The 19,657-nt window shown below is 49.5% G+C and carries 16 protein-coding genes; 15 read left to right on the top strand and 1 reads right to left on the bottom strand.

What is annotated here, in order from left to right; genetic code table 11:
• Positions 1-171 precede the first annotated feature (171 nt).
• From comX to H8B09_RS28215, 6 genes are all read left to right on the top strand, one after another.
• Complete coding sequence (comX, locus tag H8B09_RS28240) at positions 172-354, top strand: competence pheromone ComX (RefSeq protein WP_191206927.1); 183 nt, start codon at positions 172-174, stop codon at positions 352-354.
• Between the two features lie 72 nt (positions 355-426).
• On the top strand, positions 427-2,784 hold the full coding sequence (locus H8B09_RS28235; protein ID WP_191206926.1) for an ATP-binding protein: 2,358 nt from the start codon (positions 427-429) through the stop codon (positions 2,782-2,784).
• Positions 2,781-3,446 (top strand): response regulator, encoded by a 666-nt coding sequence (locus H8B09_RS28230; protein WP_191206925.1) that lies wholly within the window; start codon positions 2,781-2,783, stop codon positions 3,444-3,446. The genes H8B09_RS28235 and H8B09_RS28230 overlap by 4 nt, the downstream gene beginning before the upstream one ends.
• A gap of 232 nt (positions 3,447-3,678) precedes the next feature.
• Positions 3,679-4,425 carry an ABC transporter ATP-binding protein gene (locus H8B09_RS28225; protein ID WP_224754095.1) on the top strand — a complete coding sequence of 249 codons (747 nt, stop codon included), beginning with the start codon at positions 3,679-3,681 and terminating at the stop codon, positions 4,423-4,425.
• Entirely contained in the window at positions 4,425-5,168 is a 744-nt protein-coding gene (locus H8B09_RS28220) for an ABC transporter permease (protein ID WP_191206924.1), read from the top strand. The genes H8B09_RS28225 and H8B09_RS28220 overlap by 1 nt, the downstream gene beginning before the upstream one ends.
• Positions 5,169-5,412: 244 nt before the next feature.
• Positions 5,413-5,985, top strand: coding sequence for a ribonuclease H-like YkuK family protein (locus tag H8B09_RS28215; RefSeq protein WP_191206923.1), 573 nt, complete (start codon positions 5,413-5,415; stop codon positions 5,983-5,985).
• 34 nt (positions 5,986-6,019) lie between these two features.
• Here H8B09_RS28215 and H8B09_RS28210 read toward each other — a convergent pair whose 3' ends face one another.
• Positions 6,020-6,691, bottom strand: a complete 672-nt coding sequence (locus H8B09_RS28210) for a 3'-5' exonuclease (protein WP_191206922.1) — start codon at positions 6,689-6,691, stop codon at positions 6,020-6,022.
• A gap of 375 nt (positions 6,692-7,066) precedes the next feature.
• On the opposite strand from H8B09_RS28210, the gene H8B09_RS28205 reads away from it, so the two are divergent.
• The 9 genes from H8B09_RS28205 (at position 7,067) to H8B09_RS28165 (ending at position 19,558) form a co-directional block, all read left to right on the top strand.
• Positions 7,067-7,570 carry a YfbM family protein gene (locus H8B09_RS28205; protein WP_191206921.1) on the top strand — a complete coding sequence of 168 codons (504 nt, stop codon included), beginning with the start codon at positions 7,067-7,069 and terminating at the stop codon, positions 7,568-7,570.
• A gap of 169 nt (positions 7,571-7,739) precedes the next feature.
• Complete coding sequence (locus H8B09_RS28200) at positions 7,740-8,756, top strand: DUF4097 family beta strand repeat-containing protein (RefSeq protein WP_191206920.1); 1,017 nt, start codon at positions 7,740-7,742, stop codon at positions 8,754-8,756.
• Positions 8,757-8,953: 197 nt separating this feature from the next.
• On the top strand, positions 8,954-10,756 hold the full coding sequence (locus H8B09_RS28195) for a sensor histidine kinase (protein WP_191206919.1): 1,803 nt from the start codon (positions 8,954-8,956) through the stop codon (positions 10,754-10,756).
• A complete protein-coding gene (locus tag H8B09_RS28190) occupies positions 10,753-12,402 on the top strand; it encodes a response regulator (protein ID WP_191206918.1) in 1,650 nt (549 codons plus the stop codon). The genes H8B09_RS28195 and H8B09_RS28190 overlap by 4 nt, the downstream gene beginning before the upstream one ends.
• 116 nt (positions 12,403-12,518) lie before the next feature.
• Positions 12,519-14,234, top strand: a complete 1,716-nt coding sequence (locus H8B09_RS28185) for a type 2 periplasmic-binding domain-containing protein (RefSeq protein ID WP_191206917.1) — start codon at positions 12,519-12,521, stop codon at positions 14,232-14,234.
• Positions 14,235-15,205: 971 nt separating this feature from the next.
• The gene (locus tag H8B09_RS28180) at positions 15,206-16,099 is read left to right on the top strand and encodes an ABC transporter permease (RefSeq protein ID WP_191206916.1); all 894 of its coding nucleotides are present in this window, start codon (positions 15,206-15,208) and stop codon (positions 16,097-16,099) included.
• Between the two features lie 21 nt (positions 16,100-16,120).
• Complete coding sequence (locus H8B09_RS28175; RefSeq protein WP_191206915.1) at positions 16,121-16,999, top strand: carbohydrate ABC transporter permease; 879 nt, start codon at positions 16,121-16,123, stop codon at positions 16,997-16,999.
• Between the two features lie 29 nt (positions 17,000-17,028).
• Complete coding sequence (locus H8B09_RS28170) at positions 17,029-18,090, top strand: glycoside hydrolase family 53 protein (RefSeq protein WP_191206914.1); 1,062 nt, start codon at positions 17,029-17,031, stop codon at positions 18,088-18,090.
• A 184-nt stretch (positions 18,091-18,274) separates the two neighbouring features.
• The gene (locus tag H8B09_RS28165; RefSeq protein ID WP_224754094.1) at positions 18,275-19,558 is read left to right on the top strand and encodes a galactokinase; all 1,284 of its coding nucleotides are present in this window, start codon (positions 18,275-18,277) and stop codon (positions 19,556-19,558) included.
• The last annotated feature ends 99 nt before the right edge of the window (positions 19,559-19,657 follow it).

Raw genomic sequence — 19,657 nt, 5'->3', positions numbered from 1 at the left:
GAAGCCCGCAATTGGCTTGTGTGTGAGCGCTTTCAATATTTTTGTAAAAGGCCGCAATGCAGATGTGGTTTCTTGCAGTATAGATTACGATGCATGCCTGTCCTAGTCATGGTATATTTAGATCAAGGCACAAAGAACCAAACAAATGTACAGTAAAGGGTGATAATAACAATGTTGAAGAATGTAATCGCTCAACTGAAGCAGAACCAAGAAATGATGAGTCAATTTCTGCAGGGCCGCATTGCACTCGCTGGTGTAAGCGCTGCGGAACAACAGGCAATGATGGATATAATGAAGGGCCAACAAACGGCTAAAGAACAAGTTCGCAACTATGTATGGTGGGCGGGAACCTAATCGAATAGCACGAACGAGCCGGCAGCGTGACTTCCACGTGCCGGCTAAGCTTGTTTAAGGAGCAATATTCCTATGACTAACAGAAATAATAGATCATGGATTGTTTTGTTCATTATGCTTCTATTAGCTGGCTGGTTTACGATCCTGCAGTTTACCGTTCCATACATAGGAATTAATTCTAAGCTATCGAATGGCAAATGGGTTGTTACTTATACAGATCCAGATTCATGGGGAGCAAAGGCGGGCATTCAGGTAGGCGATATAATAACGCAGGTCGACTCTCAGCCTCCTGATGATGAGAGCTTAACGAAGTTCTACGGCATCGCAAATGCAAGAAGCGTCGAAGTTATACGAAATGGGCATTCGATGCAATTTAATTTTACTGATTTTCGCAAACAACCTGTATCATTCAATCAAACCGTCATTCCAATGGCGTCTTTTATTTTGTTATTTACTTTCTCCTCTTTCATTGTCTATAAGAAGTCGGACGACCGTTCGGCCTTTTTATTAATATTATTTCTAATGTCAGTTGCGATAGGCTATTTGGCGGCTGGAGGCAATGCGAGGGGAGACGTATTCTCAGGTGTCATCATGAAGCTGATGTTAACCTTTGCCCCCGTATTTTTTCTTCATTTCTTACATGATTATTTTAGTAAGCTGGGCATCCAAGTCATCCATCGGGGGGCTATTTACGCCAGCTATGTACTGGTCTCCGTCTGGAATCTATTTATCTTTATCCAAGTATATGGCGTATTCTCGTTCCTCCGGGACCCAGGCAGTACTTCGAGGGCAGCGCTGGCCATCTTCATAGCGGGGATGGCAATCGCATTGCTTGTACAAGTTCGAATGTATATTCGTTATCGCAATACAACACATCAAGCGTTGCTGAAGTACATGATGCTCGGTAACATTGGATCATTTCTACCATTGATTCTTTTTGTGGTGCTGCCGTTTCTTCTGAATAGCGACAATGTTATTAACGCAGGTGTTGCAAGTTCCTTTCTCTTGCTGCTGCCATTGACCTACTTGTACTTGGTTGCTTCCAATCAATTGCTGGATATCGAGTTTATCGTAAGCCGGCTGCGGTATTTCTGCTTGATTGCTTTGCTTCCGACGTTGCTCATCTCGATTGGGATCGGACTCGCCTTCGCAGAGCGAGGCATTCATGCGCTTCAATGGATGCAGGTCATTTTGGTCGTATACGCATCAACCGTACTGACGCTGTATCTCAAGGAAGTACTCGATCGCAACTTCCGCAATAAGGTCATCAAAGGCGCTCATCAATTCGAGAAAAGCTTGGAGAGCTTCTCTCGTCGAGTATCCAGCGTGATGAAGGTAAGCGACCTGGAGCAGTGTCTGATGGATGAACTGTTCAGCTTGCTGCCGATTCAATCGGTTGGTTTTATCGATCGGGATCTGGAGGGTAATGTTATTACGCTGAAGCGCAGTCGAGGCGAGATACCATTCGAGCTGCTGCTGCCGGATTTGCAAAGTGGATTGTTCCGATTGAGCCCAGGTGATAGCATGAAGACGAAGTACGGCAACTGTTGCATGATCGGACAGGGCCGTGGGACGCAGCATTTTGTCTGGATCAGCGATAAAGAGAATCATATGGAGTACAATCATGATGAGAAGGTATGGCTCCGTACGATTATTACGTATGTCGGGTTCGTTCATCAGAATTTGCAGTTGATCGAAGGGTTAGTACAAGATCTTGATTCCAAGAAGGACGAGAAAACGCCGCCATGGGTGCTCCGGCTGCTATTCCGTCTGTCCGAGAACGAACGCCGCAAGCTGGCAAGCGATCTTCATGATTCGGCTTTGCAGGACCAACTGCTCTGGTACCGGAAGCTGGAGGCGATTATGAATGATGATACGATGCTCCCGGATAAGACGAGAGCAAGTCTGGAAGATATCCGTGAAGGATTGCTTGACGTCATCCACCAGATCCGTGAGACATGCAATGAGCTTCGACCGCCGTTCTTGAAAGAGATGGGAGCCATTGAAGCGATCGAGAATTTATGTACGCATGCGCAGTTGAATGCGAACTATACGATAACGTTCAAGCATCAAGACATACGTATGGAAATGGACGATGAATATGTCTTGACGTTGTATCGAGTTACGCAAGAACTGCTGCGCAATGGCATGAAGCATGCGAAAGCGACGCATGTGGAGTTGTTTTTACATTATGAACATCAGTGCATTCGTTATCGTTACAAAGATAATGGAATCGGCATGGAGATGGACAGGCTGCAATCGTCCTTTCAGCATATGGGACTGTCGGGTATACGCGAGCGGGTATCCGGCCTTGAAGGAGAGACCTATTACCGCACTGCGCCAGGCGAAGGGCTGGAGGTAGAGATCATTCTTCCGCTTCCCGATGAGGATAGCTGCGATTATCAGACTGGTAAGGAGGAGACTGCGTGATTCGCGTACTGTTGGTTGACGATCATCCTTCCGTTGGCGAAGGTACCAAACATATGATTGAACAGGATCCCGACATCCAGGTTACGATCGTGTTCTCTGGCGTAGAAGCCTTGGAACGACTAGAGCAACATAAATTCGATGTCATGCTGTTTGATCTGAATATGCCGGTTATTAGCGGACTTGAACTGACCAAGCGAGTCATTACATCGGATCCTGATGCGGTTGTGCTTATTTATACGGGTTATGATTTAGCGACACACTACAATATGCTGCTTGATGCAGGAGTTTCGGGTTTTATAAGCAAGGCTGCGACAAGAGAGCAGCTTATTACGGTAATCCGCTGCGCTTTGCGAGGCGAAGCCGTTGTTCCTGTCCAGTTGCTCAAGCAGCTGCGGCGCAGCGAAGTACGGTTCCAACAATCGGATGGGAAGGTCGTCGAAGAGGTATCGATCAATGAGAAGGAACAGCTCATCTTGCGCGAAGTAGCAACGGGCAGCAGCAATAAGGAAATTGCGGCCAAGCTGTTTATGAGTCAACGGACCGTTGAATACAATCTGACCCGAATATTCGAGAAGCTGAATGTTCGATCCCGCTCGGAAGCAATTGTTGAAGCTGGGCGTCTGGGACTCATCAATGAACGTGATATAACGTATAATGTTTAAAGTTTATGTAACTGCGCCTATTATCTTGACTTTCCTGTCGGATGATAGGCGTTTTCTATTTGCGCTATACGCAAACAAAAAGAGAATTATGCGTGGAGAATGCGGTGAAACGCAATGTTTATGCGCGGAAATGCATGGCTGATTTCGGTGAATATTCATTCCAGGTGGTTTAACATGTAAATAGGAAAGGTGGTGCTCTCAACAGGTTACCTTTGAGGAATGGAGGGATTTAATGAATACACAACCAGTCATTCGTGCCACTGGCATCGTGAAAACATATGGATTGATTCCCGTGATTCGCGGCGTATCGCTGCAGGTGAATCGCGGCGAAATTTTTGGACTAGTCGGGCCAAGCGGTTCTGGCAAGTCGACGCTGCTTGAGCTGCTGATGGGCATCAGACAAGCTGATGAGGGCGACATTCAAATGCTCGGAATGGATATGAAGAAGGACGCAAGAAAGCTGCATCACCGGATCGGATTTCAACTGCAAGCGACCGTGCTCTTCGAACGGATCAAAGTAATGGAAGCTTTACAATTGTTCCGTTCTTACTATAAGAAGAGAAGAGATTTGAACGATATTATTTCGATGTTGAATCTTAAGCAGTACTTGAATCAATACGTACGTAGTTTATCGGATAGTATTCAGCACCGCGTTGCATTAGCGATTGCGCTCGTCAACGACCCGGACATTATATTTTTGGACGAGCCTAGTACGGGTCTTGAAGATCCGAAGGCGATCGATGATATGTGGTCGATTATCGCAAGACTGCAGAATGAAGGCAAGACGTTCGTGATGACGACGCAGTCGTTGGATGAAGCGCTGGAACATTGCGACAGGCTCGCATTCCTTATGAATGGGACGTTGTCGATGTCCAGCACTTCGCAGGAGCTTATGCATAAGCTGCCTGCTGGCACACAGTCACTGGGCGAGATGCACACATATTTAGGGGTTCATAGGAGGAAGGGAGAATCGGCCTAATGCAATCCATGTACATGCACACTAAGATGGAGCTTAGGCTGCTGTCTCGGGATATTATCGGATTGTTCTTCGTTTTTATTATGCCTGCCCTATGCTTCTATTTCTTCGGCAAACTGTTCGAGACGCAGCACGCAGAAGATATGCAGTACTTCAATCAATACATCCCAGGGATGATCGGCATCGTTTTATTCACAGCCGGTTTCTTCATTGTTGGTCTGCAGGCGGTCATTGATCGGGAGAAGGGCGTATACAAGCGTTTAATAGGTACGCCTGTACGTTCGGTGCTTATTCTTCAGGCCATGGTGATTAAGGGAATGCTGGCGGTTGTAGTAGGTTCGCTTGAGATTATTCTGATCGGTCGTCTAGGACTGAATGCCCCAATCGAATTGAATGTCGCTCAGTTCGTACTATCTATGCTTCTTGCAGCTTCAGCCTTCATCTCCGTTGGATTTATTGTCGCAAGGTTCTTTCATCGATTCCATAGTGCAATGGCGATCGGATTCGTTACATTATATCCGATGCTGTTCCTGTCAGGTGCAACGATTCCGATTGATTCGCTTCCCAGCAGTCTGAAGACCGTGTCTCTATTCATTCCGCTTCGATATGCGGTACATTTGCTGCAGAATGGTTGGGCAGGCAAGTTATTTACATCCTCCAGCACTTGGGACGCAGTCGTACTGGGTGCCATTCTGGTATTAGGAATTATTCTTGGACGCAATTTCTACAAGTGGGACAGAGCCTAGTGATGATGCCGGGTTGACAAGAAGCAAGGTTCATCGCTACGCTATAGATAGATGCAGTAATGAACGCAGTAATTAACGTAATCACAAGTCGCCGTACATAAGATGCCCGACGCAGTATGCGCCGTGGTCTCTTGACGGCGACTTTTTATTTGAGCTGTTGTCCCAGTATAACGAACAATGACCGCGGTCTCCTCCTAGTAAGGAAGCAGGAGGCAGCCGTGCGAACAGGTGGCGACAACAAACAATGGGTAAGAAGAGCGTACCTTACAACGATGAGATGCTGTTTCAGAATACGTCGGAATCCCGAATGACGCTAGATGATGTATACGCTCGTATGACTCGGTTCGTTTCCTCGGATGTGAGAGCGTCGTATCAATTCGTTATCGGGACGGATAGCCAGGTGTTCGGCACGTATACGAAGTTTATAACAGGCGTAATCATTCGGAGAGTAGGGAAAGGCGTATGGGCATGCTATCGGCAGTCCATTGTGAAACGTCCGTTATTGTCGTTAAAAGAAAAGCTATCGTTCGAAACAACATTGTCGCAGGATACTGGTTATTTGTTCGCGGGAACGGTGCTTCCCGCTATCGAAGGGCTGCTTCTCCCATATGTGTATCAAGGGGCCGCACTCGAAGCCTTCATTGATATAGACGCGGGAACGGAGCCATTGCGAAATCCGACATGGGCGTACGTAGAAGAAATGGTCAATCGGGTGAAGGCGATGGGGATTTATACGCCGCGTACGAAGCCGGATTCATATGGTGCTTCAGCGTATGCGAACCGATTCACGAAACGTCCGGTACGGCTTGTTATGTAGGGGATGAATGAGGCGAAGCCCCTCCAGGGGGCTTCTACTTAGGATTACCGAATAAAGAGGCAAGATGGCGGAAAGGGTTGTTATCGTCGTCATCCTCTTCCACGCTGGAGTAGACAAGCTTCGTCTCGTACAGCGGATCATCGGATGCGTTATTATGCTCTAGCGTAATTTGGTTAAACATGCGGATGAACAACCGTGCAGTATTAACTGCGTCATCAAGCGCACGGTGCTGCGCGCCATCGAAAGCTAAGCCAGCCGTTTCAAGCGCCTTGGCCAAGCCGATTCTACGGCTTGCATCATTACCTTGCAGCTTCGTATAGAACAGCTGCAGATCATTCATGTTGCACAGCCATTTCAGGTCCAGCTTCATATCGCGGCATTGACGGACGAAGTGCTGCTTGTCATCGGGGCCCCACGAGCATAAGTAGTACGTGTCGTTGCCGATCCAGTGCAGGAATTGTTCGATTGCGTCACGGAAGGAAGGTGCGCTATCTACTTGCTCTTGCGTTATTCCGGTAAATTCAGTCGTATGAGCTGTAATCACTTTGTTGCGTTCCGGTTTAACATAGGTTTGGAAACGATCGATTTCTATCGGACCTTGTTCGCTGTCTGTTAACTTAACAGCGCCGATCTCGATAATATCGGCCGAATACTGCTGCTTGCGGAGCACGGTAAATTCTAGATCGTAAACAATATAAGTTCGCATACCGTCACACTCCTTTCTGTCTTCAATCGCTGCCGAATTCTTATTGGCGATAATATTTGCCTTATGCTTACGAAGCTGCGATGCTCCGCAAAGCTGTAGGTCGCTTATCCCCGAATGGCCTCGATCGAGGTATTCTCATTGTAACATGGCAGCTTAATCGAAGGGAGATGGTAAATCACGTGAATAACTGGGCCGATAGATACAAATCAGCACATTTTTGAATCGGCAAATTGCATGGGTGAGAGGGAAGAGAGAGCGATTAAATTGCAGATGGACAAAGAGAGGAAATGGAATTATATTACTCCTATATATCTGGAAAATCTTCTAACGTCTGCTATCTGCAGATGACTGATCACCGTATAGGAGGACTCATCGATGAGTATGGTTGGCAATTTGAAACGGATTTCGCCGGCATTATTAAATGAATTACTTCAAGGTGAAGTTGAGCTTGAAGAGGTGCTTTATGGTGAAGAAGAGGTAGATCAGTCGTTATATTTGGACAAGTCCTGGCATGCCATTCATTACCTGTTGAATGGTGCGGCATGGGAGGGCGAGGAGCCGCTTGTCCATACAGTGCTTGGTGGAACTGCGATCGGTGAGCCTGACGAAGATGAGATGGAGAGTGGGGAATATAACCCGACTCGTTATTTGACGCCCGAACTGGTCAAGCAGATAAGCGATGCGCTGCAGGGGATTACGGAGGTCGAGCTGCAAAGCCGTTATAATCCGGAGCAAATGACGGAGATGGACATTTATCCTTCGATAGACTGGGAAGATGATGGCGAACTCGAATATGTCATGGATTATTATCGAGAGCTGGTTGCTTATTACCGAGATGCGGCAGCGAACCAAGAAGCGATGCTGTTGTATATTACATAACAATAAACAGAGGATGTCGGATGTAAGTGTGTAATAGCTTCAACAATCCGTCTGCAGACGGAGATAGAACCAATCCCGAGTCGATTGTTCCAGGTGCTTCGAGAATGATAGTCTGAATTTAACAACTTCCATGTCTGATCGAAGAAGCGGCGGAAAAGGAGCGGGACAGATGTCTGCAACGGAGCAACGGGGAGAGCACAAGCAAGAATCGGGTAAGCCTTCGAAGAGTGGCAGATCTTTTTTATTTTGGCGCAAAGAACGGGTGGATCACTATGCGATGCCAGAAGCGAAAGGCATTCGAAGCGTCTTCGTGTCGGTTGAGTCTGCGAACATTACTGTCACTCGAACATTCGGAGGCAGCAGCATCGGCATACGTCTGACGGGCTGGGCGAGGCAGCATTCGGCCGATGAATTCGGCATTGAGACGCATAGGGAAGGCGATCGGCTGCATATTGGCATTCGTGAGCCAGTTGAGCAAGGCGGCATCATGAACTGGGGACAGCTTGAATTGAATCTAGAAGTCGAGCTTCCGGCGAAGGATTGGGACAGTATTCGGTTGATGACGGGCAGCGGCAACTTGAAAGTATCGCAGTTCGTCGCTAAGTCGACTGTCATCGAATCTGGCAGCGGCAACATAAGGGCAATGGATTTGAAATTGGAACAAATGCTGCGCCTGCATACGGGATCTGGCGATGTGACGGCAGAGCGGTTAACGGCTGGCGAATCGTTCATACACACGAACAGCGGCAACCTGACGGTTGAAGACATACGGCTTGAACAACGACTGGAGATGAACACTAGCTCTGGCAATATCGCCTCACAGCGGTTTGAGGCCGTACATTCAAGCATTTACTCCGGCAGTGGTAATATTGTGCTGAAAGACGGCGGCAGCTCTGTTAAAGCAGAGTCGGGCTCGGGCAACATCCGGATTGATCGACTGTTGATGACTGGGGATAGCGAGCTGTGGACGGGAAGCGGCAATATTGATGTTCATTTAGCATCCGGCAACACGGATGTGACTGTTGCATGCAGCACAGGTTCTGGCAACGGACATATAAGCGGAAATGGTTTAATTATGACCGAGCGAACGGATGATTCGTCGCGAATGGCTGGTCGATTCGGGGACGGCATCTTTAAGCTTCAAATCCGCACAGGTTCAGGCAATTATGCGCTTCATAAGAGCTAATTAAGGCTCGCGAATTATACCCTCTGGGGCTTCAGACCCTGGAGGTTTTTTGGCGTTTCAGAGTCGTTGACCGACAATACTCATGAGAAATCGCTTTCCGTCAACACGGTTGTCCACTACAATGATGTTACAGATTGTCCTTTTTACATGGACGATCTGGCATAATTATCGACTAACTTGCTGCCTGGAGGCCACAGATGCCGAGATACAATTTATTTTCCAAAATCGTTGTCCTCATTGTTGTCATGCTGCTTCCGATTATCGGATTATATTTCTACTCGAACATGACAAGCACCGATGTCCTTCGCTCGGAGCTGAGCAAATCGACTGAGAATCAGCTAGTATTCTTCCAGAACCAGGTGGATACGAATGTCGAGAATTTATCGCTATGGCCTAATTTGCTCATTCAGGATCCGGACATTGCTAGCTTTCAGGAAATTTTCCTGACCAGCGAGTATTTCAATCTGGATACGATTTCGCTTGTGAAGCGGATCCAGACGAAGCTGGGCATTCAAGAAAGCTCATCCAATTGGAAGAGCAGTCTCTACATCTACTCGCCTACGCTGCATCGGGTCGTTTCGGTGAACGACGCGAAGAGTTACGATGAAGCGGATCTGAAGAAGCGCATTAAGTGGGGTTGGCAGGTGAAGAAGCTGGCGGAGGGCTCCTTCCAATTCAGCTGGTTCACAGCCTCCTCCTACTCCAAATATACCGACCCTGCCAATGCGAATACGATCATTGAGGTTCGATTCGACAGCAGCAGCATTCAAGATATGCTTGATAAGTTCAAAAGCTCAGGCAGCAGCGATCCGTTCTACTACAACAGCGAGCTCGGACTTATTTATAATCGATCATCGGATCAACAATTGGCGCAGCAGCTCGTCAATCAGCTGCAGCTTCAGGAAGGCGAGTCCAACTCCAAGCTTGGCAGTCATACGGTTAAGCTCAATGGTCAGGATTATCTTGTTAATATGGCGCTGTCGGAGACGACAGGCTGGTATTTGATCGACTATACGCCGCTTGCGGATATTCTAAAGCCAATCAATCAATCGAACCGTTTGTTCTACTTCTCGGTTGGCTGCTTGCTGCTGATGAGCTGCCTTGCCGCGTATTTGTTATATGGCCAAGTGCAAGTGCCCGTGAAGAAACTGATTGTCAGCTTCCACAAACTTCGCAGCGGTGATTATTCGGTGCGATTGGAATCCAAAGGCAAGGGAGCGTCGGAGTTCAAGTTTCTGTTCACTCGATTTAACTTGATGGTTGCCCAAATTCAGGAGTTGTTCGAGAAAGTGTACGTCGAGCAGATTCGTGTACGTGAGGCAAAGCTGAAGCAGTTGCAATCACAGATTAATCCCCATTTCTTCTACAACTGTTTCTCCTTCATCTCGAGTATGGCGAAGCTTCAGGATTATCGGGCGGTTGTGGCCATGAGTCAAAATCTTGCCGCTTACTACCGATATACGACACGACAGGAGCGCGATGTGGTCCCGTTTGCGGAAGAACTCGACTTCGTTCATCACTATCTGGATATTCAGAAGCTGCGAATGAAGCGGCTTGAAGTGACGGTCCAAATTGCAGATGAAATGCTGGATGCAGGTATACCGCCGCTTGTTCTGCAGCCGCTGGTCGAGAACGCCGTTATACATGGGATTGAGTCAAGCGCAGAAGCGGGCAGCATCAGTATTACGGGCGAATCAGACGGCGGCAGCTATAAGCTGACCGTTGAAGACGATGGCATCGGGATGGATGCAGAGAGCATCCTTGTCTTGCAATACAAGCTGTCGAAACCGATGGAAGAAGAGATGGGCTGCGGATTATGGAATGTGCATCAGCGCATGCAGCTGCAATTCGGCGAATCGGCAGGCTTGACGCTTGGAACATCGGCAATGGGAGGTTTTAAGGTAGTGCTGCAATGGAGCGATTCAGCTAAGGTAGCATTGCTGGAGGCAGAGGCGAGACAACAAGACACGCCATCATTGGATCAGGAGGCAGGACAATGATTGATATATTACTTGTGGACGATGAGTCATACGTAACAGAAAGCTTGGCGCGAACGATTCCATGGCAGGATCTTGGCGTTCGTAGCGTATATCAAGCGGAATCAGCGAAAGAAGCGCTGCAGCTGCTTGAAGAGCAGGAGATTGATATTGTCGTAAGCGATATTCGGATGCCGGGAATGGATGGGCTCGAGCTTATTGCAGAAATTGCCGAGCGGTGGCCGAACGTACGCTGCATGCTGCTGACGGGACACTCGGATTTCGAGTATGCGAAACGCGCGCTGCAGCTCAAGGCTGCAGATTATATTCTAAAGCCCGTGAACGATGATGAATTCGTCGTCAGCATCTCCAATGCGGTTGAGAAGCTGCATGAGGAGTGGAAAGAAGCCGATAAGTACAACCAACTTATGTATGACCGCAAATCGGACTATACAGTGCTTCGTAACCATCTGCTGCATGACTTGCTGTTAGGGCATCAACTAAACGGCGCTTTGGTACAAAATAAGCTCCAGCAGTATGAAATTACACTTTCCGTCGATGAGCCAGCAGTGCTGATGTTAATCCAATACAGCACCCCGTTCGACGAATCTGACGCGCAATCTGCTTCTCTGATGGAGTATGCTGTCGGCAATATTGCCGAGGAAATATTCGGCGGAAGCTTCCGTGTCTGGTGCGGCAAAACGCCGCATGATTGCCTCGTACTGCTCGCCCAGATGAAGGACAACAGCAGGAAGCGTTATGGCGCAGTCGAGCAGCCTGGACCGGCCGTCCGCGAGCAATTATCTGAGGCGGCTGTTCGTTTCCAAGAACAGACGAGCAAGTTTCTGCGTTCGGAGACGTCCTGTTTTATCACACGGTGGTTCTCGTTTCCTGAAGGAGTGGCAGACGGCTATCGCAGTGCGTTAAGCGCATTTTTCCTGAATGAGCAGGGGGCTGATCAAAACCATTCGATTCATTTCCTCGAAGAAATGGTGGATCGCTCGCTTCCCGCGAAAGCGCTGGAGCAGCTTCATAAGCCGCCGACGCTGCTGCATTTGCTCGAATCCAAGCAGTGGAGCTCTGCTCGTGACAAAATCCATGAAGTATTTGATCTGCTGGGACGGACAACCCGTTCAAGAGAGCATCTGTACGAGGTATTCCTCTATGTGTCTAATGCATTCATGTACAGCGCGCATAAGCGGGGGCAGTTCATGACCGATATCGACCATTCGGCATTCGATATGCTGCTGGACCGTTCAGGCATTCATTCGCAGGACAAGCTTCGCGGTTGGGCGGTTAGTATGCTTGGCAAGCTTGAATCGGAGCTGTCATCAACCGAATCATCAACACGAACGCATCTGGTGAAGCAAGTGCAGGAAATTGTAGAAGAAACGTTAGGTCAGGATACATCCGTTAAGACGATTGCGGATAAGGTATATTTGCACCCCGTCTATTTGTCCAAAATCTATAAGGCCGACACTGGCGAGAGCCTCAGCGAATATATCATTCGAATGCGGATGGAGCGAGCGCATTACATGCTTAAGAAGACGAATAAGAAAATATACGAAATTACCGCGGAGCTCGGGTATCAGAATCCGCAATACTTCAGCAAAATGTTCAAGAAGTATTACGGCATGACACCGCAAGAATTCCGCGACATGGCAGATTAAGCGTTCATAACGATCAAATGGTTGTCAAAGGTGCAGAAATGTTCGATTTATGACATAGGCCGCTTGGCACCCCCATTCTATAATGAAAACGTAAACATATGATAAGGGGGAACAACATGAGAGCCAAAGTTAGAGCAACACTACTGTTGACACTTTCTCTGTTTCTGATGATTGCACTTGCAGCATGCGGCGGCAGCAAGGATGACAAGAAAACGACTGATTCCACAGGAACGACGACTGGAACGAAAACGGAGACCGGTTCGGAAGAGACAAGTGCATATAAAGATAAATACGATCCTCCGGTGTCGATCTCCACTGTATGGGCTGTTGCCCCTGAAGTGAAATTCAAGAACGGCGAGACGATCGAGAATAACGTCGCTACGAAATGGGCGAAGGACACGCTCGGCATAGAGATTAAATCGCTTTGGTCCGTTGCGAATACGAACAATGCATATGCGACTAAGCTTCGCCTAGCATTGACGTCGGGTCAAGAATTGCCAGACGTAATCGTTGCAGGCAACGAAGACCCACAGCTCATCCAAGACTTGATCGACTCCGGCGCCTTCCAAGACGCTGGTGCGCTGTTCGACAAGTATGCGAATGACACGTGGAAATCAGCGATGAATCTTGACTCGAATGTTTGGAATCCATACTTGCGCGATGGCGCTCGCATGGCGATTCCGATCCTTGATTATGCATACAACAACGACTACCTGCTCTGGATCCGCCAGGACTGGCTGGATAAATTGAACATGAAAGCTCCTACGACGATCGAAGAGCTTGAAACGGTTATGGAAGCGTTCAAGAACAACAATCCGAGTGGTCTTGCTCCAGACAAAGTTGTTCCACTGAGCATCGGCTTCAAATCGTCGATGAACAATTGGATGGGCGATCCATCATGGATCTTCGGCGCATATGGTACGATTCCACAGCAATGGAATGTTGGCGCAGACGGCAAGCTGGAGTATGGCTCGGTGAATGCAGGCATGAAGCAAGGTCTGCAGAAGCTGAACGAATGGTATACGAAAGGCTTCATTCCGAAGGAAGCAGCACTGTGGGATGAGAACAAAACGTCCGAGCCAGCAGTTGCAGGCACGGCAGGCATTATCCCAGGCCCTTACTGGATGAGCGGATGGCCGCTTCAAGATACGGTGAAGAATGATCCGAATGCCGTATGGAAGCCAATCGCACTGCCAGCAGGCCCGGATGGAAAAGTAGGCCGCCATGGCACTGCATTCTCTAACGGCGTAATTCTGATCAATAAGGACATGAAAAATCCGGAAGCACTGTTTACGTACCAAAATTACATGTTCGACAATATGGCAGACCCGCAGCCGGGCGGTCCGTTCGAGAACGGCCTGTTCAAAGGCTATGACTATGAGCTTGACGCTAACGGCAACGCGGTATACGGCGACGATAACATCTCGGGTGGCTCTATGAGTACGGTTCGTTATCTGCTCGTTCGCGACGGCGCTCGTATTCCAGACGCTCAGATGAAAGCATTGCTCAATCTGGCAGACGGCAAAGAAGCAACGACGCGTATGGAGAAAGACCTGAAGAACAACTTCGGTAAAGAAACGCCTGCAGCAGCAGTTGTGCTCATGGGTCAGAAGGACGCTGGCATGATGAATATGTACACAGGTCCTTCGACAGAAACGATGAAGACGAAATTCGACTACCTGAAGAAGATCGAAGCTCAAACGTTCAACGAAATCATCTATGGCGAGAAGCCAGCTGATTCGTTCGACAAATTCGTAGAAACGTGGAAGAGCTCCGGCGGCGACCAAATCACGACGGAAGTTAACACGTGGTACGACGGCATCAAGAAATAACATAGGCTCGGCATTGTTCCGATCCGTATGAGAAATGTCCCACATCACTCCGGTGAATGTGGGACATTTTTTTGTATCGGCACACACAACTCAAAGCAGCTCGAAAGAAAGCTGTGCCCTGCAAGGGCACGCGTCCCTAAGCACGGAGTCAACTCAACCGCGCCTAAGTCCTGCCGACAGCCCCTTCCGGGGTCCCGGGGTTGGAAACCCCGGAGGTCCTCCCATGCGATGGAGGGAGGAAATAAAGCTCGAAAGAAAGCTGTGCCCTGCAAGGGCACGCGTCCCCAAGCACGCAGTCAACTCAACCGCGCCTCAGTCCTGCCGACAACCCCTTCCGGGGTCCCGGGGTTGGAAACCCCGGGGGTCCTCCCATGCGATGGAGGGAGGAAATAAAGCTCGAAAGAAAGCTGTGCCCTGCAAGGGCACGCGTCCCTAAGCACGGAGTCAACTCAACCGCGCCTAAGTCCTGCCGACAGCCCCTTCCGGGGTCCCGGGGTTGGAAACCCCGGGGGTCCTCCCATGCGATGGAGGGAGGAAATAAAGCTCGAAAGAAAGCTGTGCCCTGCAAGGGCACGCGTCCCCAAGCACGGAGTCAACTCAACCGCGCCTAAGTCCTGCCGACAGCCCCTTCCGGGGTCCCGGGGTTGGAAACCCCGGGGGTCCTCCCTAGCAGGGAGGATTTAGGTGGGTAGAAAATCTGGTTGTAAATGTTTAGAAATATCAATCTAGTTAGGAAAACACAGGGTTTCAAGGGGCGGAGCCCCTATAAATTCCAGGTGTTTAAATCAACGGGGTCCAAGGGGCAGAGCCCCTAGAATCCTCCTTGCAGGGAGGACTTAGGCAGGTCCAACACATTGGTTGCAATTGTGCCATTTATGTTGGGTTTGATGTCTACTAACCCTCCTAGCCCACTTGCTATAATTCGAACATAAACGTTTACATTGGAGACTCGAGTCAGGGGGAACGAGCGAATGACACATCTAAAGAAATACTGGCCGCTTCACTTGATGGTACTGCCATCACTGCTGTTTTTGATCGCTTTCAGTTATTTGCCGATGGCGGGTATCGTCATGGCATTCCAGGACTTTAAACCGCGGCTTGGCATCGGAGGGTCGAAGTGGGTTGGGCTGGATAACTTCAGATTTCTATTCGAACGCGAGGACAGCATGCAGGTGATCTGGAACACGGTCGTTATCGCCGTGCTCAAGCTCTTCTTCAATCTGGTAGCGCCTTTCACATTCGCGATCTTCTTGAATGAAGTACGCAAAGATTTGTTCAAACGGTACGTACAGACGATGGTTTACTTGCCGCACTTCCTGTCGTGGGTCATTCTCGGCGGCATTCTGCTCAACGTTCTGTCGACCGATGGAGGTTTCATTAATCGGATTCTCGAATCGATAGGCATCGGACCGATCTTCTTCCTGGGTGATGGCAATTGGTTTCGCGTAACGGTCATCGTCTCGGATGTATGGAAAGAGTTCGGCTACGGCGCAATCGTCTTCTTGGCGGCATTGGCTAACATTAACCCGGCACTGTACGAAGCAGCCGAGGTTGACGGCGCAAGCCGGTTGAAGCAAACGCTGCACATTACGATCCCGTCCATCATGCCGATAACGATCGTCGTAGGCACGCTTGCGCTCGGCAACGTGCTCAATGCAGGCTTCGACCAAATTTTCAACCTGTACAACGGACTCGTCTACGATAAGGGAGACATTCTCGATACGTTCGTTTACCGAATTGGTATTCTCGGAGGCAACATGGGCTTCGCGACGGCAATCGGATTGTTCAAATCGGTCATCAGCATGGTGCTCATCTTTGTGTCCTACCGGATCGCGTACAAATGGGCCAATTACCGAATCTTCTAATGACGTGAGAGGGAGAGAGACATGTATCATAAAACATTATCGTACCGAGTATTCACGGTATTCAACACCATCGGTCTTCTGCTTCTGTCGATCGCTTGCATCATTCCGTTGGTCCATGTGCTGGCCGTATCGTTCAGTGCCAAGTCGGCCGCGGATGCCAATCTTGTAAACCTCTGGCCGGTGCAATTCACGCTGGAAGCCTACAAGAAGACGATCGATAATCCGATCTTCCTGCATTCGCTCTGGGTATCGGTCAAGCGTACTGTTCTTGGGACGTCGCTGACGCTGCTGCTCGCCTTTATGGCGGCGTACCCGCTTGCGAAGGAGAACAGCGAATTCAAAGGCCGGACGATCTATTCTTGGATCTTTGTCTTCGCGATGGTATTTAACGGTGGACTGGTGCCGTTCTATATGGTCATTCAGAAGCTTCACCTGATGGGCTCGTTCTGGGCGCTCGTGCTTCCGGGCGCGGTGAATATCTACTTGACGATTCTGATGATGAACTTCTTCCGCGGTATTCCGAAGGAACTGCAAGAGGCTGCAATGATCGACGGAGCTGGTCACTTCAGGACATTGTTCCGCATCTTCCTGCCAGTGTCGATGCCGGCGATTGCAACGCTCGGCTTGTTCAGCATCGTGTTCCATTGGAATTCTTGGTTCGACGGCCTGCTCTATACGAACAGCTCTAACCAGTATCCGTTGGCAACATTCCTGCAGACGGTTATTATTCAACGAGATCTAACCTCGATGAGTTTGGACCCGGCGAGTATGGCTCTCATTTCGCAGAAAACGGTAAACGCGGCACAAATCTTCATCGGCGCAATGCCAGTATTGCTTGTCTATCCGTTCTTGCAGAAGTTCTTCGTTAAAGGTCTCGTGCTTGGTTCGGTTAAAGAATAATTAGCATGGCGAAGGGGTTGTCTGTTCCGATGAGCAGTGTACGAATTCAAGGTATGGATGTATCGTTTCTAGATGAGATCGAGCAGGGCGGAGGCGCTTTCTACGAGGGCGACCTGCAGCGTGACTGCCTTCATATTATGGCGGCGAATGGCGTCAATTCCATCCGCCTTCGCATTTGGAATGACCCGCCGGGCGGCTTCTGCAACTTGGAGCGGACACTCGTTATGGCGAAGCGAATTAAGGCACTGGGGCTTCATTTTCTGCTCGACTTCCACTACTCGGACGTATGGGCAGACCCGGCGCATCAGACGAAGCCGAAGGCATGGGAGTCGCTTGATTTTGAAAGGCTAACGCAAGCCGTGTATGATTATACTCGTCTCGTATTAACCGAGCTTCAGGCACAAGGAACGATGCCTGACATGGTCCAGATCGGCAATGAGATTACGCCGGGCATGCTATGGGGAGATGGCTGCGTCGATGGTGAGGCGAATGACAACGATGTGCAGTGGGAGAAGTTCGCAGCGTTGGTGAAGGCGGGCATCGAGGCAGCGAAGGCGGTTGAGCCTGATCTGAACATCATGATCCATATTGACCGGGGCGGCGACAATGCGGCAAGCCGGCGGTTCTATGATCGGTTCGAACGGCTTGGCGTCCAATTCGATACGATCGGTCTGTCGTTCTATCCGTGGTGGCATGGCACATTGGATGATCTAAAGAACAATCTGAAGGATCTTGCGCTCCGCTATGATAAAGACATCGTCGTTGTTGAAACAGCGTACCCGTGGACGATTGCACAAAATCGCGAGCTCTCTTTTATCGTCAGTAAAGAGGAACAGCTGCATGCTGGCTATCCAGCAAGCGTGCAGGGGCAATCGGATTATTTGCGCGATTTCATTAGCGTCATTCAATCGACGCCGAACGGTCGCGGCATCGGCTTCCACTATTGGGAGCCATGCTGGATTCCATCCAAGCCGGAATGGTCCGTTGGGCATGGCAATAACTGGTCGAATCTGACGCTGTTCGATTTCGAAGGACGGAAGCTGAAATCGCTGGAGACGCTGAAGGAACCGGAGAACGTACCGCAAGGATAAGCGATCAACAAACGACAAAAGCTTACGAGCAGCAGCAGGAAATGAATCAGTTGGCACGAATACAAGTACGCGAAGGCGCGTTAAAGCGGCGGTTCCTATCGTCATCGTCATTGGCGGTGGCAGGGGACAGTCGCTTTTTTGTAAAATAGAAATGTTAACTGACACGATCAAGGAGATGACCGATATGGCAGCTACGCAATTGATGAAGGAACGCATCGCATCGCAGGAAGGTCAGCAAATGCTGACCAACCTTTACGGCAAGGATATGCTTGATATGCAGACGAGCCGCTACGGCTCGCTGCTGACTCAATACGAGGAATTGTTCGGCGCTGATGACGTTCGTCTGTTCAGTGCGCCTGGACGCAGCGAAATTGGCGGTAACCATACCGACCATAACTATGGCAAAGTACTTGCAGCAAGCATTAATCTCGATACGATTGCTGCATCCGCGCCTGTATCGGATCGCCGCATTACGATTGTATCCGAAGGCTACCCGGGTCAGACGGTCGTCGATTTGGACGAGCTGGGACCTATCGAGGGCGAGGGCGGCACGACGGCACTCGTTCGCGGCATTGCGGCAGGGTTCCTCGAATTCGGCTACCACATTGGTGGCTTTAATGCTTACGTATCGAGTAATGTGCTGTCGGCGTCGGGCCTTAGTTCGTCGGCTTCGTTCGAAATGCTCGTCAGCACGATTCTGAGCACGTATTATAACGATGGCGTGCTGGATGCCGTTATGATGTCGCGCATTGGACAATTTGCGGAGAACCGTTATTGGAACAAGCCATCCGGTATGCTGGATCAAATGGCCTGCGCTTATGGCGGCCTCATTACGATTGATTTCAAGAACCCGGCCCAGCCTGTCATTGAACCGATCGACTACCCGTTCCGTGACAAAGGTTATTCGCTTGTCATCGTTGCTACTGGCGGCAATCATGCCGATCTGACGGCTGATTACGCAGCAGTGCCTAACGAGATGTTCGAGGTGGCTCGTATTCTCGGCGGTAAGGTGTGTCGGGACATTACGGCAGAACAGATTTACGAGAATCTGGGTAAGATTCGTGAGCAAGCAGGCGACCGTGCGGTGCTGCGGGCGCTGCATTTTCTAGAGGAGAATCGTCGGGTGGACGAGCAGGCGGAAGCGCTTCGAAACGATGAGATCGGTAAGTTCCTTGCTCTTATTACCGAGTCGGGCAACTCGTCGTGGAAATGGCTGCAGAACTGCTATCGGGACTCTGACCCGCGCGAACAGGGCATAACGGTTGCCCTTGCGCTGACGGAGCAATATTTGCGCAAGATTGGCGACGGTGCATGCCGCGTTCACGGCGGCGGCTTCGCGGGTGTCATTCTTGCGATTGTTCCAGATGCTAAGGCGAATGAGTATGCCCAATTTATCGGCGGAGCGCTTGGTACGGAGACGTTCACGATCAATGTGCGTCAGCAAGGTGCAATCTGTCTGGCGATCTAAATGTACGACTGAAGCGGTTCGTGTAAAGAGCTTGTCTCCATATCATGCAGCAGCATGAGATAGAGACAAGCTCTTTTTTTTCACAAAGTTTCGGATATA

This window comes from Paenibacillus terricola (genome assembly GCF_014779765.1).
GTDB lineage: Bacteria > Bacillota > Bacilli > Paenibacillales > Paenibacillaceae > Paenibacillus_T > Paenibacillus_T terricola.
This window is presented reverse-complemented; position numbering and strand designations above follow the sequence as displayed.

Bases quoted from the DNA above. Each gene is read 5' to 3' on its own strand.
- H8B09_RS28185 (WP_191206917.1), top strand. From the start codon at position 12,519: ATGAGAGCCAAAGTTAGAGCAACACTACTGTTGACACTTTCTCTGTTT.
- H8B09_RS28225 (WP_224754095.1), top strand. From the start codon at position 3,679: ATGAATACACAACCAGTCATTCGTGCCACTGGCATCGTGAAAACATAT.
- H8B09_RS28180 (WP_191206916.1), top strand. From the start codon at position 15,206: ATGACACATCTAAAGAAATACTGGCCGCTTCACTTGATGGTACTGCCA.
- H8B09_RS28165 (WP_224754094.1), top strand. From the start codon at position 18,275: ATGGCAGCTACGCAATTGATGAAGGAACGCATCGCATCGCAGGAAGGT.
- H8B09_RS28200 (WP_191206920.1), top strand. From the start codon at position 7,740: ATGTCTGCAACGGAGCAACGGGGAGAGCACAAGCAAGAATCGGGTAAG.
- H8B09_RS28210 (WP_191206922.1), bottom strand. From the start codon at position 6,691: ATGCGAACTTATATTGTTTACGATCTAGAATTTACCGTGCTCCGCAAG.
- H8B09_RS28220 (WP_191206924.1), top strand. From the start codon at position 4,425: ATGCAATCCATGTACATGCACACTAAGATGGAGCTTAGGCTGCTGTCT.
- H8B09_RS28195 (WP_191206919.1), top strand. From the start codon at position 8,954: ATGCCGAGATACAATTTATTTTCCAAAATCGTTGTCCTCATTGTTGTC.
- comX (WP_191206927.1), top strand. From the start codon at position 172: ATGTTGAAGAATGTAATCGCTCAACTGAAGCAGAACCAAGAAATGATG.
- H8B09_RS28175 (WP_191206915.1), top strand. From the start codon at position 16,121: ATGTATCATAAAACATTATCGTACCGAGTATTCACGGTATTCAACACC.
- H8B09_RS28190 (WP_191206918.1), top strand. From the start codon at position 10,753: ATGATTGATATATTACTTGTGGACGATGAGTCATACGTAACAGAAAGC.
- H8B09_RS28235 (WP_191206926.1), top strand. From the start codon at position 427: ATGACTAACAGAAATAATAGATCATGGATTGTTTTGTTCATTATGCTT.
- H8B09_RS28170 (WP_191206914.1), top strand. From the start codon at position 17,029: ATGAGCAGTGTACGAATTCAAGGTATGGATGTATCGTTTCTAGATGAG.
- H8B09_RS28215 (WP_191206923.1), top strand. From the start codon at position 5,413: ATGGGTAAGAAGAGCGTACCTTACAACGATGAGATGCTGTTTCAGAAT.
- H8B09_RS28205 (WP_191206921.1), top strand. From the start codon at position 7,067: ATGAGTATGGTTGGCAATTTGAAACGGATTTCGCCGGCATTATTAAAT.